The 14912-nt window shown below is 68.2% G+C and carries 16 protein-coding genes; 11 read left to right on the top strand and 5 right to left on the bottom strand.

Annotated features, from left to right (window positions below):
* The first annotated feature begins 45 nt into the window (after positions 1–45).
* From ABL838_RS09125 to mnhG, 11 genes are all read left to right on the top strand, one after another.
* Complete coding sequence (locus tag ABL838_RS09125; RefSeq protein WP_126022912.1) at positions 46–369, top strand: ComEA family DNA-binding protein; 324 nt, start codon at positions 46–48, stop codon at positions 367–369.
* Between the two features lie 154 nt (positions 370–523).
* On the top strand, positions 524–1492 hold the full coding sequence (locus ABL838_RS09120) for a TRAP transporter substrate-binding protein (RefSeq protein ID WP_184635791.1): 969 nt from the start codon (positions 524–526) through the stop codon (positions 1490–1492).
* 3 nt (positions 1493–1495) lie between these two features.
* Positions 1496–2029, top strand: a complete 534-nt coding sequence (locus ABL838_RS09115; protein WP_418125103.1) for a TRAP transporter small permease — start codon at positions 1496–1498, stop codon at positions 2027–2029.
* Between the two features lie 25 nt (positions 2030–2054).
* Positions 2055–3368 carry a TRAP transporter large permease gene (locus tag ABL838_RS09110; RefSeq protein ID WP_418125102.1) on the top strand — a complete coding sequence of 438 codons (1314 nt, stop codon included), beginning with the start codon at positions 2055–2057 and terminating at the stop codon, positions 3366–3368.
* Positions 3369–3408: 40 nt separating this feature from the next.
* Positions 3409–3786 carry a fluoride efflux transporter CrcB gene (gene crcB / locus ABL838_RS09105; protein WP_418125101.1) on the top strand — a complete coding sequence of 126 codons (378 nt, stop codon included), beginning with the start codon at positions 3409–3411 and terminating at the stop codon, positions 3784–3786.
* An 88-nt stretch (positions 3787–3874) separates the two neighbouring features.
* On the top strand, positions 3875–6820 hold the full coding sequence (locus tag ABL838_RS09100) for a monovalent cation/H+ antiporter subunit A (RefSeq protein ID WP_418125100.1): 2946 nt from the start codon (positions 3875–3877) through the stop codon (positions 6818–6820).
* A complete protein-coding gene (locus ABL838_RS09095; RefSeq protein WP_019654757.1) occupies positions 6820–7170 on the top strand; it encodes a Na+/H+ antiporter subunit C in 351 nt (116 codons plus the stop codon). Before ABL838_RS09100 ends, ABL838_RS09095 begins: the two co-directional genes overlap by 1 nt.
* A 41-nt stretch (positions 7171–7211) precedes the next feature.
* The gene (locus ABL838_RS09090) at positions 7212–8897 is read left to right on the top strand and encodes a monovalent cation/H+ antiporter subunit D (RefSeq protein ID WP_418125852.1); all 1686 of its coding nucleotides are present in this window, start codon (positions 7212–7214) and stop codon (positions 8895–8897) included.
* Positions 8894–9385: a Na+/H+ antiporter subunit E gene (locus ABL838_RS09085; protein ID WP_184635779.1), complete on the top strand. Its 492-nt coding sequence runs from the start codon at positions 8894–8896 to the stop codon at positions 9383–9385. The genes ABL838_RS09090 and ABL838_RS09085 overlap by 4 nt, the downstream gene beginning before the upstream one ends.
* Positions 9382–9660 (top strand): K+/H+ antiporter subunit F, encoded by a 279-nt coding sequence (locus ABL838_RS09080; protein WP_019654754.1) that lies wholly within the window; start codon positions 9382–9384, stop codon positions 9658–9660. Before ABL838_RS09085 ends, ABL838_RS09080 begins: the two co-directional genes overlap by 4 nt.
* Positions 9657–10040 carry a monovalent cation/H(+) antiporter subunit G gene (mnhG, locus tag ABL838_RS09075; RefSeq protein ID WP_418125099.1) on the top strand — a complete coding sequence of 128 codons (384 nt, stop codon included), beginning with the start codon at positions 9657–9659 and terminating at the stop codon, positions 10038–10040. Before ABL838_RS09080 ends, mnhG begins: the two co-directional genes overlap by 4 nt.
* Before the next feature lie 22 nt (positions 10041–10062).
* On the opposite strand, the gene ABL838_RS09070 is transcribed toward mnhG, so the two are convergent.
* From ABL838_RS09070 to ABL838_RS09050, 5 genes are all read right to left on the bottom strand, one after another.
* Positions 10063–11085, bottom strand: a complete 1023-nt coding sequence (locus ABL838_RS09070; RefSeq protein ID WP_126022903.1) for an XdhC family protein — start codon at positions 11083–11085, stop codon at positions 10063–10065.
* A 17-nt stretch (positions 11086–11102) separates the two neighbouring features.
* On the bottom strand, positions 11103–11768 hold the full coding sequence (locus tag ABL838_RS09065; RefSeq protein ID WP_369659049.1) for a CoxG family protein: 666 nt from the start codon (positions 11766–11768) through the stop codon (positions 11103–11105).
* A 33-nt stretch (positions 11769–11801) separates the two neighbouring features.
* The gene (locus tag ABL838_RS09060; RefSeq protein WP_418125098.1) at positions 11802–13022 is read right to left on the bottom strand and encodes a vWA domain-containing protein; all 1221 of its coding nucleotides are present in this window, start codon (positions 13020–13022) and stop codon (positions 11802–11804) included.
* A 7-nt stretch (positions 13023–13029) separates the two neighbouring features.
* Entirely contained in the window at positions 13030–13920 is an 891-nt protein-coding gene (locus tag ABL838_RS09055; protein WP_126022900.1) for an AAA family ATPase, read from the bottom strand.
* Positions 13921–14090: 170 nt separating this feature from the next.
* Complete coding sequence (locus tag ABL838_RS09050) at positions 14091–14882, bottom strand: FAD binding domain-containing protein (protein WP_369659051.1); 792 nt, start codon at positions 14880–14882, stop codon at positions 14091–14093.
* Positions 14883–14912: the final 30 nt, after the last annotated feature.

Genomic DNA, 14912 nt, shown 5'->3' with positions numbered 1-14912 from the left:
TCCGTCGGCTGTCATTCATCAACGAATAGAGGGAGTTCTCAAATCATGTTCAAGAAGATCCTGGCCACCACCGCCATGCTGTTCGCGATCGCCGCGTCCGCGGCCGTCGATGTCAACAAGGGCACCGAAGCCGATCTCGACGGCATCAAGGGCGTCGGCCCGTCGATGTCCAAGCGCATCCTCGAGGCGCGCAAGGAGGGCGAATTCAAGGACTGGCCCGACTTCATGCAGCGTGTGAAGGGCGTGAAGGAGAAGAAGGCGGCCAAGCTGTCGGCCGACGGTCTCACGGTCAACGGCAAGAGCTTCGGCGATGCGGCACCCGCCGCATCGAAGGATGCGAAGGCTCCGGCCAAGGCCGCCAAGCCCTGATTCCGCTTCGGTAGCAATATGCAAAGCCGCCTACGGGCGGCTTTTTCATGGGTGCCATGGCAAGGAGATGGCAGGGAAATGCCTCAGGAAGTGGTCCGGAATTTGCACGTAAGCTCCCTTTCGTTTTGCTTTCAACATATTCCGGAGAGAGTCAATGAATCACAAGTTCGGCATTGCCCTCGCGGGCCTCACCCTCGGCGCCGCGGCCTTCGCTCAGACCAAGTGGGACCTGCCCACGGCCTACCCGGCCACCAACTACCACACGGAAAACATCACGCAGTTCGCAAAGGACGTGGACGCGGCCACCGGCGGCAAGGTGAAGATCACGGTGCATGCCAACGCTTCGCTGTTCAAGGCGCCCGAAATCAAGCGCGCGGTGCAGAGCGGCCAGGCGCAGGCCGGCGAGATCCTGCTGGCCAACTTCGCCAACGAGAACCCGATCTACGCGCTCGACGGCGTGCCCTTCCTCGCCACCACCTACCCCGAGGCCCGCAAGCTCTACGACGCATCGAAGCCCGCCATGGAGAAGCTGCTCTCGGCCCAGGGCATCAAGGTGCTGTTCGTGGTGCCGTGGGCGCCGCAGGGCATCTACACCAAGAAGGAGATCGGCTCAGTGGCCGACCTGCGCGGCATCAAGTGGCGCGCCTACAGCCCCGCCACTGCCAAGATCGCCGAGCTCATCGGCGCCCAGCCGGTGCAGATCCAGCAGGCCGAGCTCAGTGCAGCCATGGCCACCGGCGTGATCGAGAGCTACATGAGTTCGGGCTCCACCGGCTACGACACCAAGACCTACGAGCACATCAAGAACTTCTACGACACGCAGGCCTGGATCCCCAAGAACGCGATCCTGGTGAACGCCAAGGCCTACGACGCGCTCGACGCCGCCACCAAGGCCGCCGTCGCCAAGGCCGCGGCCGATGCCGAAGCCCGCGGCTGGAAGGTGGCGCAGGAGAAGAACGAGGAATACAAGCGCCTGCTCGCCGAGCGCGGCATGAAGATCCACAAGCCTTCGCCCAAGCTCGACGCCGACATGCGCCAGGTCGGCGGCATCATGCAGGCCGACTGGCTGAAGGTGGCTGGCGCGGACGGCGCCGCGATCGTCGATGCCTACAAGAAAAAGTAGACCATGCGGCGCTTTCTAGACCGCCTGTACGACGGTGCAGGCGCGCTCGGCGCGCTCTGCGTGTTCCTGATCTTCGTGCTGATGATCCTGGCCGGCGTGGGCCGGCAGATGAACTGGCACGTGAGCGGGCTCAATGACGTGGTGGCCTGGCTGTGCGCCGCCGCCGCGTTCTTCGCGATGGCGCACGCCTTCCGCCACGGCGACTTCGTGCGCGTGACGCTGCTGCTCGAAGCGGTGTCGCCGAAGCTGCGGCGGGTGCTCGACGTGAGCTGCCTGCTGGTGGCCGCGGTGTCGGTGGCCTATCTCACCTACTGGGCCACCAGCTTCACCTACGAAAGCTACGAGTTCGCCGAGATGGCGACCGGCCTCGTGGTCATTCCGATCTGGATTCCGCAGTCGACCTTCGTGATCGGCTGCTGGCTGCTGCTGATCGCCATGATCGACGAACTGGTCGGCGTGGTGCGCGGCGACAAGCCCAGCTACCAGCGCGCCATCGAGGAGCGCCACGCGGCGGGCGACTTCTCCTCCGACGTCTGAACAACAACAGCAATAAAGACACCCGATGTTCGAAAACCTCTGGATGGGCGCGCTGCTGCTCGCGATCATGCTGCTGCTCCTGGCGGGCGGGGTGTGGATTGCGATGACACTGGCCATCGTCGGCTGGGTCGGCCAGGCCTTCTTCACCAACACGCTGCCGGGCAAGAACCTGTTCTCGGCCTTCTGGGAGAGCAACGCGAGCTGGGAGCTGGCGGCGCTGCCGCTTTTCATATGGATGGGCGAGATCCTGTTTCGCACCAAGCTCAGCGAGGAGATGTTCGAGGGCCTGCGCCCCTGGCTCAACCGCGTGCCCGGCCGGCTGATGCACACCACCATCCTCGGATGCGGCGTGTTCGGCTCTGTCTCGGGCTCGTCGGCCGCCACCTGCGCGACCATCGCCAAGGTGGCGCTGCCCGAGCTCAAGCGCCGCGGCTACAACGAGAAGCTGGCCATCGGCTCGCTGGCGACCGCCGGCACGCTGGGAATCCTGATTCCGCCGTCGATCACCATGGTGGTGTACGCGGTGGCGGCCGACGCGTCGATCATTCGCATCTTCCTGGCCGGCTTCCTGCCGGGCTTCCTGCTGATGCTGCTGTTCTCGGGCTACATCGGCTGGTGGAGCCTGCGCAATCCGGGCCAGGTGCCGCCAGCCGATCCGCCGACCACCTTCATGGAGAAGATCCGCCTCTCGGGCAACCTCATTCCCTGCTCGCTGCTGATCGTCTTCATCGTCTGGGTGCTGGTGGCCGGCTGGGCCACCGCCACCGAGTGCGCGGCCTTCGGCGTGCTGGGCTCGCTGGCCATCGCGGCCTGGGGCCGCAGCCTCACCTGGAAGAACTTCAAGGACGGCATCATGGGCGCCACGCGCACCAGCTGCATGATCATGTTCATCCTGGCGGGCGCCGCCTTCCTCACCAAGACCATGGCCTTCACCGGCATCCCGCGCGAGCTGGCGGAATGGGTCGACAGCATGCACCTGTCGCCCTACGCGCTGATCGGCGCGCTGGTGCTGGTGTATCTGGTGCTGGGTACCGCGCTGGACGGCATCTCGATGATCGTGCTCACCAGCGCGGTGGTGCTGCCGATGATCCAGAAGGCGGGCTTCGACCTGATCTGGTTCGGCATCTTCATCGTGCTGCTGGTCGAGATCGCCGAGGTCACGCCGCCGGTGGGCTTCAACCTCTTCGTGCTGCAGAACATGACGGGCAAGGACAGCAACGTGATCGCGAAGGCGGCGATCCCGTTCTTCTTCTGCCTGGTGCTGTGCATCGTGCTGATCACGCTGTTCCCGAGCATCGTGACGATCCTGCCCGACATGGTGATGGGCCGCGAGAAGTAGCCCCGCCGGGCCGCCGCGCGGCTTGCGGATAATCGCGGCCATGCTGCTGAACGCCATCGTCATCTGTCTCGCCGCATGCGTCGGCGCCCTCATGCGCTGGGGCTTCGCGCTCTGGCTCAGCCCCGGGGGCATCATTCCCTGGGGCACGCTGGCGGTGAACCTGATCGGCGGCTATCTCATCGGCGTGGCCATCGGCGTCTTCAGCGGCCTGCCTGACATCAACCCCGCGTGGCGGCTGATGGTGATCACCGGCTTCCTCGGCACGCTCACCACCTTCTCGAGCTTCTCGGCGGAAGTGGTGGGCATGCTGACCAGCGGCCGCTTCGGGCTCGCAATGGGCACCATCGCGCTGCACCTGGGCGGTTCGCTGTGCATGACCTGGCTCGGGCTGCGCACGGTGCAGGCTTTCTCCTCCTGAATCGCATGAAAGCCAGGTGAAAAACTGCCTTATGTCTTGCGGTTATAGATAAGGCTTTCCATAGGGCCCGCCGATAGAATCGACCCCAATGCCCCTGGTCTTTCTCGTCGCCCTCCCCTTCATCGCCAGCGTGCTGGCCGCGTTGATGCCTTCCAACGCGCGCAACAGGGAGTCGACACTCGCGGGGCTGGTCGCGCTGGGCTGCGCCATCCAGGCCGCATGGTTCTTCCCGCAGATCGCGCACGGCGGCGTGCTGCGCCAGCAGATCGAATGGCTCCCGGCGCTGGGCCTGAACCTCGTGTTCCGCATGGACGGCTTCGCATGGCTGTTCTGCATGCTGGTGCTGGGCATCGGCGCATTGGTGGTGCTGTACGCGCGCTACTACATGTCGGCCTCCGACCCGGTGCCGCGCTTCTTCTCGTTCTTCCTCGCGTTCATGGGCGCGATGATGGGCGTGGTGCTCTCGGGCAACCTGATCCAGATGGTGCTGTTCTGGGAGCTCACCAGCCTGTTCTCCTTCCTGCTGATCGGCTACTGGCACCACCGCCGCGACGCGCGCCGCGGCGCGCGCATGGCGCTCACCGTCACCGGCGCGGGCGGGCTGTGCCTGCTGGCCGGCGTGCTGGTGCTGGGCCGCATCACCGGCAGCTACGAACTCGACAAGGTGCTCGCCTCGGGTGATCTCATCCGCGCGCACTCGCTCTACCCCGTCGCGCTCACGCTGATATTGCTGGGCGCCTTCACCAAGAGCGCGCAGTTCCCCTTCCATTTCTGGCTGCCGCGTGCCATGGCCGCGCCCACGCCGGTGTCGGCCTACCTGCACTCGGCCACCATGGTGAAGCTGGGCGTGTTCCTGATGGCGCGGCTGTGGCCCGTGCTCTCGGGCACCGAGCAGTGGTTCTGGATGGTCGGCGGCGCAGGTGCCATCACGCTGCTGCTCGGCGGCTTCATCGCGATGTTCCAGCGCGACCTGAAGGCGCTGCTGGCCTACTCCACCATCTCGCACCTCGGGCTCATCACGCTGCTGCTGGGGCTCAACAGCCCGCTCGCTGCCGTGGCGGCGGTCTTCCATGTGATGAACCACGCCACCTTCAAGGCGTCGCTCTTCATGGCGGCCGGCATCATCGACCACGAGACCGGCACGCGCGACATCCGCAAGCTCAGCGGCCTGATGCGGCTCATGCCCATCACCGGCACGCTGGCCATCATCGCCAGCGCCTCGATGGCCGGCGTGCCGCTGCTCAACGGCTTCCTCTCGAAGGAGATGTTCTTCGCGGAGACGGTGTTCATCCAGGCCACGCCCTGGGTCGACTTCAGCCTGCCGCTGATCGCCACCGTGGCGGGCATCTTCAGCGTGGCGTACTCGGCGCGCTTCGTGTTCGACGTGTTCTTCGGCCCGCCCTGCGGCGACGAGGTGCCCAGGCATCCGCACGAGCCGCCGCACTGGATGCGCGTGCCGGTCGAGCTGCTGGTGCTGGTGTGCCTGGTGGTGGGCGTTGCGCCGGCCTGGTCGGTCGGCCCGATGCTCGCGGCCGCGGCCGCGCCGGTGGTCGGCGGCACGCTGCCTGAGTACAGCCTGGCCGTGTGGCACGGCTTCAATCTTCCGCTGCTGATGAGCTTCGTGGCGCTGGCGGGCGGCGCCGCGCTGTACCTGCTGCATCGCCGCCAGCGCGCGCGCGGTGGCCTCGAACACACGCCGCTGCTGCACCGCTTCGACGGCCAGGCCATCTTCGAGCACATCATCGCGCTGCTGAGCGAGGCCGGCCGGCGCAGCCGCCGCCTCTTCGGCACGAAGCGCATGCAGTGGCAATTGCTGCTGCTAGTGGTCGCGGCGGTGGCTGGCGCGACCGTCTCCCTGCAGCTCACGCCCGCCGCGCCCGGCACGCGCGAGCTGCTGCCCTTCTCGCCGATGTTCGCCATGACATGGCTCATCGGCGGCACCTGCGCGGTCGCCGCCGCGTGGCAGGCCAAGTTCCACCGGCTGGCGGCGCTGATGCTGGCCGCGGGAGCGGGGCTGGTCTCGTGCGTCACCTACATCTGGTTCTCGGCGCCCGACCTCGCGCTGACGCAGCTGGTGGTCGAGGCCGTGACCACGGTGCTGATCCTGCTGGGCCTGCGCTGGCTGCCGATGCGCAGCAAGGACGTGGTGCAGCCGGCGCGCGCACGGCTCAAGCCCTGGGGCCGGCGCGGGCGCGACCTGCTGATCGCGGCCCTCGCCGGCAGCGGCATGGCCGCGCTGGCCTGGGCCATGATGACGCGCACCTTCCCGCAGAGCATCTCGCCCTTCTTCCTCGAACGAGCGCTCACCGAAGGCGGCGGCACGAACGTGGTCAACGTGATGCTGGTCGACTTCCGCGGCTTCGACACCTTCGGCGAGATCACCGTGCTGGGCATCGTGGCGCTCACGGTGTATGCGCTGCTGCGGCGCTTCCGCCCGGCGATCGAATCGATGGCGCTGCCGATCCAGCAGCGGCTGCAGGCCGACGACGGCAGCAGCGACCTGCTGAACCCGCGCCGCGCCAAGGACACCGCCGTCGGCTACCTGATGGTGCCGGCCGTGCTGGTGCGCCTGCTGCTGCCGGTCTCGGTGCTGGTGTCGGTCTACTTCTTCATGCGCGGCCACAACGCGCCGGGCGGCGGCTTCGTCGCGGGGCTGGTGATGTCGGTGGCGCTGGTGCTGCAGTTCATCGTCTCGGGCACCGAGTGGGTGGAAGAGCACCTGCGCATCTACCCGCGCCGCTGGATCGCCATCGGCCTGCTGCTGGCGCTGGCCACGGGTGCCGGGGCGGTGTTCTTCGGCTACCCCTTCCTCACCACGCACACTGCGCACCTGCACCTGCCGCTGCTGGGCGAAGTGCACGTGCCCAGCGCCCTCTTCTTCGACACCGGCGTGTTCGCGCTGGTGCTCGGCGCCACCATGCTGATCCTGACCGCGCTGGCCCACCAGTCGATACGAAGCCACCGCTGGGCCGACGAGCAGAAGGAAAAGGACGCCGACGCCGCCATCGGCGCTTCCGAGGAAGGGGCCCGCTGATGGAAATCGTGCTCGCACTCGCCATCGGCGTGCTCACCGGCTCGGGCGTCTACATGCTGCTGCGCCCCCGCACCTTCCAGGTCATCATGGGCCTGACGCTGATCTCGTATGCGGTCAACCTGTTCATCTTCAGCATGGGGCGGCTCAAGGTAGACAGCGAGCCGGTGCTCGTCAAGGGCCTCACCGCCACGCTGGCCAACACGGCCGACCCGATGCCGCAGGCGCTGGTGCTCACGGCCATCGTGATCGGCTTCGCGATGACGGCGCTCTTCCTCGTCGTGATGCTCGCCTCGCGCGGCCTCACCGGCACCGACCACGTGGACGGTGAAGAACGGCAGGAGGCGGAGTGAAAGAGGTTTTTCATCTGCTCGATCAGCTGCTGGAGTTCAGCATGCCGCACCTGGTGGCGGTGCCGATCCTCGTGCCCATGCTCACGGCCGCGCTCATGCTGCTGCTGGGCGAGAACCGCCGGCGCGCCAAGTCGGCGCTGAGCGTGGTCTCGGGCCTGATCGGCCTGCTGGCCGCGCTGGCGCTGCTGCGCTGGGTGAACGCGCCCGACACCGGCGGCGGCCCGGGCTCCATCGGCGTGTACCTGCCGGGCAACTGGCGCGCGCCCTTCGGCATCGTGCTGGTGGCCGACCGGCTCTCGACCATGATGGTGGCGCTCACCGGCGTGATCGCCTTCGCCGCGTCGATCTACTCCACCTCGCGCTGGGACCGCGCGGGCGTGCACTTCCATCCGCTGCTGCAGCTGCAGCTCATGGGCCTGAACGGCGCCTTCCTCACGGGCGACCTGTTCAACCTGTTCGTGTTCTTCGAGGTGATGCTCGCGGCCTCCTACGGCCTGCTGCTGCACGGCTCGGGCCGGCTGCGGGTGCAGGCGGGACTGCACTACATCGCGATCAACCTCGCGGCCTCTTCGCTGTTCCTGATCGGCGCGGCCATCCTCTACGGCGTGACCGGCACGCTCAACATGGCCGACCTGGGGCTGCGCATCGCAGAGCTCTCGCCGGGCGACCGCGGGCTGGTGCACGCGGCCACGGCCATCCTCTTCACCGCCTTCTTCGCCAAGGCGGGCGCCTGGCCGCTGAACTTCTGGCTGGTGCCGGCCTACAGCGCCGCGGTGTCGCCAGTGGGCGCGGTGTTCGCGCTGCTCACCAAGCTCGGCGTCTACACCGTGCTGCGCCTCTGGACGGTGCTCTTCGCGCCCGATACCGGCGCCTCCGCCGCCTTCGGCCAGCCGGTGCTGGTGGGCGCGGGCATCGCCACGCTCTTCGTGGCGGCCCTGGGCATCCTCGGCACGCAGCGGCTGTCCAACCTCGCGGGCTTCAGCGTGCTGATGTCGGCCGGCACGCTGCTCGCCGCGGTGGGCCTGGGGCAGCCGGCCGTGTGGGCCGGCGCGCTCTTCTACCTGCTGAGCTCCACGCTCGCGGTGAGCGCCTTCTTCCTGCTGACCGACATGATCGAGCGCTGGCGCAACGCGGGCATGAGCGTGGCGCCGCACGAGGTCGCGGGCACCGCGCCCTTCCTGGCCGAAGACCTGAGCGCGCTGAGCGACGTGAACCTCGACGACGACGCGCAGGCGCTCTACGGCCGCGCCATTCCGGCGGGCGTCGCCTTCCTCGGCCTGAGCTTCATGATCTGCACGCTGCTGCTCACCGGCCTGCCGCCGCTGTCAGGCTTCGTCGGCAAGTTCGCGATGCTCTCGGGACTCATGGGTGGCAGCGGCGCCATCGGCACCGCCGGCTGGACCTTCCTGGTGCTGCTGATCACCTCGGGCTTCCTCGCGCTGATCGCGCTGAGCCGCACCGGCATCCGCCATTTCTGGACCCAGCCGCACGGCAACCTGCCATCGCTGCCCGCGCTCGAAGTGCTGCCGGTGGCCGGCCTCATCGTCGCTTGCATCGCGCTCACGGTCTGGGCCGAGCCGGTGCTGCGCCACGCGCAGGCCACCGCCGAGGGCCTGCGCACGCCCACGGCCTACCGCGCAGCGGTGATGGAGGCGCGGCAGGTGCCGAACCCGGCGCCCGCCGCAAAGACCGAAGCAAATGCCGAAGGAAAGGCAGGCGCGCAATGAAACGCCTGATCCCCTCCCCGCCGCTGTCGCTCGCACTGTTCGTCATCTGGCTGCTGCTCAACCAGTCGCTCGAGGCGAGCACCCTGCTGTCGGGCGTGCTGCTCGCCATCGCCGTGCCGCTGTTGACCAAGGGCCTGCGGCCGGCCACGGTGCGCATGCGCCGGCCGGGGGTGGCGCTGCGGCTGTGCGGCGTCGTGCTCTACGACATGTCGGTGTCGGTGTTCGCGGTGGCGCGTGCGCTGCTCACGCGCCGCAGCGAGAACATCCAGGCAAGCTTCCTGCGCATACCGCTGGACATGCGCGACCCCAACGGCCTCGCTGTGCTCTCAATGATCATGTGCCTGACGCCCGGCACCGCCTGGGGCGAGGTGGCCTTCGACCGCAGCACCCTGCTAATCCACGTGTTCGATCTCGACGACGAAGCCGCCTTCATCGCGCAGATCAAGAGCCGCTACGAACGTCCGCTGATGGAGATCTTCGAATCATGACGCCCATCCTTTTCTGGTCGCTCAAGTTCGCGCTGTTCCTGCTGGCGGTGGCGATGCTGTGCGCCGTCGCACGCCTGCTGATCGGCCCTTCCGCGCAAGACCGCGTGATGGCGCTGGACTGCCTCTACATCAACGGCATGCTGATGATGCTCGTGCTGGGCATCGTCTACGCGAGCGACGTCTACTTCGCCGCCGCGATGCTGATCGCGCTCTTCGGCTTCGTCAGCTCCACGGCGATGGCCAAGTTCCTGCTGCGCGGGGAGGTGATTGAATGAACGACTTCATCGCGGGTCCGCTGCCGCTTTGGGCCGAGATCCTCACCGCGGTCTTCGCGGTGCTGGGCGCTGCCTTCGCCGCGATCGGCTCCTTCGGGCTGGTGCGCCTGCCCACTTTCTTCCGCCGCATCCACGCGCCCACGCTGGGCGCCACCGGCGGCGTGTGGTCGATGACGGTCGCCACCATCGTCTACTTCTCGGCGCAGGGCCACAGCCTCTTCATGCACGCGGTGCTGATCGTGCTGTTCGTGGCGCTCACCACGCCGGTCACCACCATCTTCCTGATGCGCGCCGCGCTGTTCCGCGAGCGGCAGAAGCACGGCGAGGTGCCGCCGCCCGCGCCTTCGGACCAGGGGCCGATCCCGCCTTACCACGGCTGAGCGGCTGGCCGGGCCGGACGCCTCAGGTCGGCAGCAGCTGCTGCATCTCCTTGGCGCGCGCCACCTCGACCTCGCGCGGCAGCGTCACCGCGTTCTTCACCGCGAGGATCTCGGCCATCACGCTCACCGCAATCTCCGGCGGCGTCTTGCTGCCGATGTAGATGCCGATGGGCCCGCGCAGCCGCGCGAGCGATTCCTCGGTCTGGTCGAAGTGCTCGATCATGCGGTCGCGCCGGGCGTCGGCATTGCGCCGCGAGCCGATGGCGCCGACGTAGAAGGCCTCGCTTTGCAGCGCCTCCAGCAGCGCGAGGTCGTCGAGCTTCGGGTCGTGCGTGAGCGCGACCACGCAACTGCGGCGGTCGGGCCTGAAGGCGATCACCGCGTCGTCGGGCATCTCGGTCGTGATGTGCACGCCGGGCAGCGACCATGCGGTGCGGTACTCGGCGCGCGGGTCGCACAAGGTCACCGCGAAGCCGCTGAACTTGGCCATGGTGGCGAGGTACTCGGCGAGCTGGCCGGCGCCGATCAGCAGCATGCGGTATTCGGGGCCAAAGGTGTTCGTCAGTTCGGTGTCGTTCACCGCGAGCTCGTCGGGCGCGGTCGCCTCGGCGATGCGCACCGCGCCGGTGGCGAGCGTCACGGTGCGCTGCATCAGCTTGCCCTGCTCCAGCTGCGCCACCAGCAGCTCGAGCGAGCCGGCGTCGGGAGCGTATTCGAGCAGCAGCTCCAGCGTGCCGCCGCAGGGCAGCCCGAATCGGTGCGCCTCGTCGGCAGTGATGCCGTATTTCACGAGTGCGGGCGGCGCGCCCAATGGCACGTCCTCGGCCTTGCCGTGGGCATGGCTGTAGCGCGCGATCAGGTCGTCCTCGATGCAGCCGCCGGAGACCGAGCCCACCACCGCGCCGTCTTCCGCCAGGGCCATGATCGAGCCCACCGGCCGGGGCGACGAGCCCCAGGTGCGCACCACTGTCGCCAGCAGCGCGCGCTTGCCGGCACGCCGCCAGTCGCGCAGCGTGCGAAGCACCATGACGTCGAGGTTTTCCATGTCGCTGCAGCCCGGGTTCAGGCCGCGTCGCCGCCGGGTGCGGAGGGCGCGTCCTTGTCGTCCTTCTTGCCGAGGCCGATCTTCTTCATCAGGCCGGACATCATCCCGCTCTTCTCGGCAGGCGCCTCGGTGCCTTCAGCGGCGGCCGCCGGGGGAGGACCGTAGCGGCTCTGCATCTCGGCTTCGAAGCGCTTGAAGAAATCGTCGGCTGTGGACTTGGCAGCGCCATCGATCAGGCGCTGGCCCAGTTGGGCGATCTTGCCGCCGACCTGGGCCTGCACGGTGTAGTCGAGTTCGCAGCCTGCGGACGCGGCGGCTGGTGGAGTTGCCGCACCGGCCTCGTGCGCGGTGGCATCACCCGCAGGGGAGGCCGCCGCTTCGGTGGCGAGCGGCTTGAGCGTGACGCTCGAAGATCCCTTCGCGAAGCCGGCCACGCCGCCCTGCCCCTCGAAGGTGAGCTTGTAGCCGTCGGGCGCCACGATGTCGGACAGCAGCACCTTGCCGTTGAACTTGGCCGAGACCGGGCCGATCTTGACCGCGAGCGCGACGCTGTACTGGTTGTCGCCCACCAACTCGAACTTGTCGCAGCCGGGGATGCACTTCTTCAGCGTTTCGGGGTCGTTGAGCGCGTCCCAGGCCTGTTGTTGGGTGACGCCCAGGCGTCGGTTTCCGAGCATTTCCATGGTGGGTTTCCTTTGTCTTCCTTCCCGGCGCCGCTAGCGGCCGGACCGCATCAGGGCGGCCAGGCTCGCTGCGAGCTGTTCGAGTGCGCTGAGATTGTGAACCGCCAGCATCGCGTCCGCTTGCCGGTGCAATACGGCGGCCCCACGCGCCAGAGGGGCGTAGCCCTCGAAGCGCAGCAGCGGGTTGAGCCACAGCAGGCGGCGCGAATGGCGCTTGAGCCACAGCACCTCATGCTCCAGAACGGAGGGCTCGCCGGTGTCCAGGCCGTCGCTGATCACCAGCACCAGCGTGCGGCGGCCGGTCAGCCGGCGGGCGTGGGCGTGGCGCAGCTCGGCCAGCGAGGCGCCGAAGCGCGTGCCGCCTGCGAAATCGTCGATGGCGAGGCTGGCGGCGCCCAGCATCGCGTCGGTGTCGGCCAGCCGGAAGGCCGGCGTCAGGTCGGTCAGCCGGGTGCCGAAGGCAAACACGTCGCGGCGGCCGGCACGCCGCGTTGCGGCATGCAGAAAGGCAAGCAGCAGGCGCGCATAGCGCTCCATCGAGCCCGAGACGTCGACCAGCACCAGCAGCGGCAACGGCTGCTCGCGCCGGGCCAGCCGTGGCAGGCGCAGGATCTCGCCGCCCGTGCGCGCCGCCTCGTGCAGCACGCCCGGCCAGTGCATGCGCGCATGCTGGCGGCCCGCATCGCCGGCAGGCCGCAGGCGGCGCGACGGCAGCTCGGGAATGGGCAGGCGGATGTCGCGCGCGAGCCGCTCCACCAGCCGGTATTCGGCGGCGCCGAGCGCGTTGAAGTCGGCATGCTGCAGGCGCTGCCGGTCGCTGGACGTCATGGCGGCATCGAATTCGATCTCGCGATCGGACTTGGCCGGCTCCACAGGCTTGGCGAGTGCGCGCGGCGCGCTGAGGGCTTCGCGCACGCGCGGGCGCCGCTTCGACGGCTCGGCCTTGCCTTCGGCGCTCGGCAGCATCTGGGCGAGCAGCTTGTTGGCCAGCTCCGGGTCGCGGAACCATGCGTCGAAGAGTTCGCGGAACACCATGCGGTCCTGCTCGCGGCTGACCATCACCGCCTCCATGGCCGCGCTCAGGTCGAGCTTGTCTTCCACGCCCACCAGCGTGGCGGCCTCTGCCGCCAGCGCAATGCGCATGGCGTCGGTGCGAACACCCGCCCGGCGCAGCGCCCGGCCGAAGGCGGCGATGTTGCCCGCGAGCTTGCCGCTGCGGACGTCGCCGAGTTGCTGGACGCCGGTGCTGGCCATCGGTCGATCACGCCTCGGGCTTGAGCAGGTCCGACGCCAGTTCCTGCGTCAGCGCGGCCACGTCGTCGCGCTGCTTGAAGAGGATGCCGGCGGTGTCGACCACCACTTCGGGATCGAGCTCCACCGTGTCGAGCGCGATCAGCGCCCTCGCCCATTCGACGCTCTCGGCGATGCCCGGCGCGCGCTGGAAGGCATTGGCGAAGGGCGTCTCGCGCAGCCGTGCGACGAAGGCCGCCACCTGGGCCGACAGTTTCTCGCCGGCTTGCGGCACCTGCGCGCGCACGATGGCCAGTTCGCGTTCGCGCTCGGGGTAGTCGAGCCAGTGGTAGAGGCAGCGGCGCTTCACCGCGTCGTTGAGCTCGCGCGTGCGATTGCTTGTGAGGATGGTGACGGGCGGCACCACCGCGCGCACGGTGCCCAGCTCGGGGATGCTGACCTGGTACTCGCCCAGATACTCAAGCAGGAAGGCTTCGAAGGGCTCATCGGCGCGGTCTACCTCGTCGATCAACAGCACGGCGCCGGGCAGCGGCGTCTGCAGCGCCTGCAGCAGCGGGCGGCGAATCAGGTAGTGCGGCTGGTAGACCTCGGCTTCCACGTCACGGGCCGCGCCAGTGGCCTCGGCCGCGCGCATGTGCAGCAGCTGCGCCGCGTAGTTCCATTCGTAGAGCGCCTCGCGCTGCTCCAGGCCGTCGTAGCACTGCAGGCGCAGCAGTTCGCGGCCCAGCGCGACCGACAGCGCCTTCGCCAGCTCGGTCTTGCCGACGCCGGGCTCGCCTTCGAGCAGCAGCGGACGCTGCAGCTTGAGCGCAAGGAACACGGCCGTAGCCAGGCGCCGGTCGGCGAAGTAGCCGGCCTCCATGAGTCCGGCGGAGAGGGTGTCGATGCTGGGGAAGATCATGGCCTAGGGTAATGCAGGGGCCGCTGCATTCGGGATGCGGACAGCCGAACGCAGAAGGAATACAAAAACCACGCAGAGGTCGCAGAAGAAACCAGATTCGATCTTTTCTGGTCTTCTTTCGCGACTTCCGCGAGAGCTTTGCGACTTCTGCGTTCGGCAATCCGATTTCGTCAGCCCAGCGCCTTGGTCACGGCCCTTTGCGTCAGCACGCTGATCAGGTTCGCGCGATACGCGGCCGAGGCATGCAGGTCGCTGTTGAGATCGCTCGCGTCGATCTTCACGGCAGCCGCTGCGGCAGCGGTGAAGCTCTTGTTGAGCGCGTCTTCCAGCCCGGCATGGCGGAACACGCCGTTGCCCGCGCCGGTGACCGCCACGCGCACGCCGCTGTCGTACTGCGCGAGGAACACGCCGACCAACGGGAAGTTCGACGCCTTCTGGCGCAGCTTCTCGTACACGGCGCGCTTCGGAATCGGAAAACGGATCGCGGTGATCAGCTCGCCGTCTTCCAGCGCCGTGGTGAAGAGGCCGAGGAAGAAGTCGTCGGCCGCGATCTCTCGCCTGGACGTGACGATGGTCGCGCCCGAGGCCAGCACCGCGCTGGGGTAGCACGCTGCCGGGTCGTTGTTGGCCACCGAGCCACCGATGGTGCCCATCGCGCGCACCTGCCGGTCGCCGATGCGCGAGGCCAGGTCGGCCAGCGCCGGGTAGGCGGCCTTCAGGTCGGCGTTGTTCGCCACGTCGAGGTGGCGCGACATGGCGCCGATGGTGATGGCGTTACCGTTCTTCGTAATGCCGGTGAGCTCCTTGATGCCGCTCAGGTCCACGAGCTGCTCGGGTGCGGAAAGCCGCAGCTTCATCGAGGCCAGCAGGGTCTGTCCGCCGGCCAGCGGCTTGGCGCCGGCGGCCACGAGTCGTGCCGCGTCGGCCACCGAGTCGGGCCGTTCGAGTGTGAAGGCATACATGGTGTGATTCCTTCTTTATTCGTTCTTGGT

The sequence above is a fragment of the Variovorax sp. 160MFSha2.1 genome (assembly GCF_048305075.1).
Lineage (GTDB): Bacteria > Pseudomonadota > Gammaproteobacteria > Burkholderiales > Burkholderiaceae_C > Variovorax > Variovorax guangxiensis.
Note: the sequence above shows the minus strand (reverse complement) of the source record. Positions and strands in the feature narration are given on the sequence as shown.

Excerpts from the sequence above, each read along its gene's own strand:
- ABL838_RS09120 (WP_184635791.1), top strand. The coding sequence starts at position 524 with ATGAATCACAAGTTCGGCATTGCCCTCGCGGGCCTCACCCTCGGCGCC.
- ABL838_RS09055 (WP_126022900.1), bottom strand. The coding sequence starts at position 13,920 with ATGATCTTCCCCAGCATCGACACCCTCTCCGCCGGACTCATGGAGGCC.
- ABL838_RS09095 (WP_019654757.1), top strand. The coding sequence starts at position 6,820 with ATGGAAATCGTGCTCGCACTCGCCATCGGCGTGCTCACCGGCTCGGGC.
- ABL838_RS09050 (WP_369659051.1), bottom strand. The coding sequence starts at position 14,882 with ATGTATGCCTTCACACTCGAACGGCCCGACTCGGTGGCCGACGCGGCA.
- ABL838_RS09065 (WP_369659049.1), bottom strand. The coding sequence starts at position 11,768 with ATGGAAATGCTCGGAAACCGACGCCTGGGCGTCACCCAACAACAGGCC.
- ABL838_RS09070 (WP_126022903.1), bottom strand. The coding sequence starts at position 11,085 with ATGGAAAACCTCGACGTCATGGTGCTTCGCACGCTGCGCGACTGGCGG.
- ABL838_RS09125 (WP_126022912.1), top strand. The coding sequence starts at position 46 with ATGTTCAAGAAGATCCTGGCCACCACCGCCATGCTGTTCGCGATCGCC.
- ABL838_RS09090 (WP_418125852.1), top strand. The coding sequence starts at position 7,212 with ATGCCGCACCTGGTGGCGGTGCCGATCCTCGTGCCCATGCTCACGGCC.
- ABL838_RS09085 (WP_184635779.1), top strand. The coding sequence starts at position 8,894 with ATGAAACGCCTGATCCCCTCCCCGCCGCTGTCGCTCGCACTGTTCGTC.
- ABL838_RS09110 (WP_418125102.1), top strand. The coding sequence starts at position 2,055 with ATGTTCGAAAACCTCTGGATGGGCGCGCTGCTGCTCGCGATCATGCTG.
- ABL838_RS09080 (WP_019654754.1), top strand. The coding sequence starts at position 9,382 with ATGACGCCCATCCTTTTCTGGTCGCTCAAGTTCGCGCTGTTCCTGCTG.
- ABL838_RS09115 (WP_418125103.1), top strand. The coding sequence starts at position 1,496 with ATGCGGCGCTTTCTAGACCGCCTGTACGACGGTGCAGGCGCGCTCGGC.
- crcB (WP_418125101.1), top strand. The coding sequence starts at position 3,409 with ATGCTGCTGAACGCCATCGTCATCTGTCTCGCCGCATGCGTCGGCGCC.
- ABL838_RS09100 (WP_418125100.1), top strand. The coding sequence starts at position 3,875 with ATGCCCCTGGTCTTTCTCGTCGCCCTCCCCTTCATCGCCAGCGTGCTG.
- mnhG (WP_418125099.1), top strand. The coding sequence starts at position 9,657 with ATGAACGACTTCATCGCGGGTCCGCTGCCGCTTTGGGCCGAGATCCTC.
- ABL838_RS09060 (WP_418125098.1), bottom strand. The coding sequence starts at position 13,022 with ATGGCCAGCACCGGCGTCCAGCAACTCGGCGACGTCCGCAGCGGCAAG.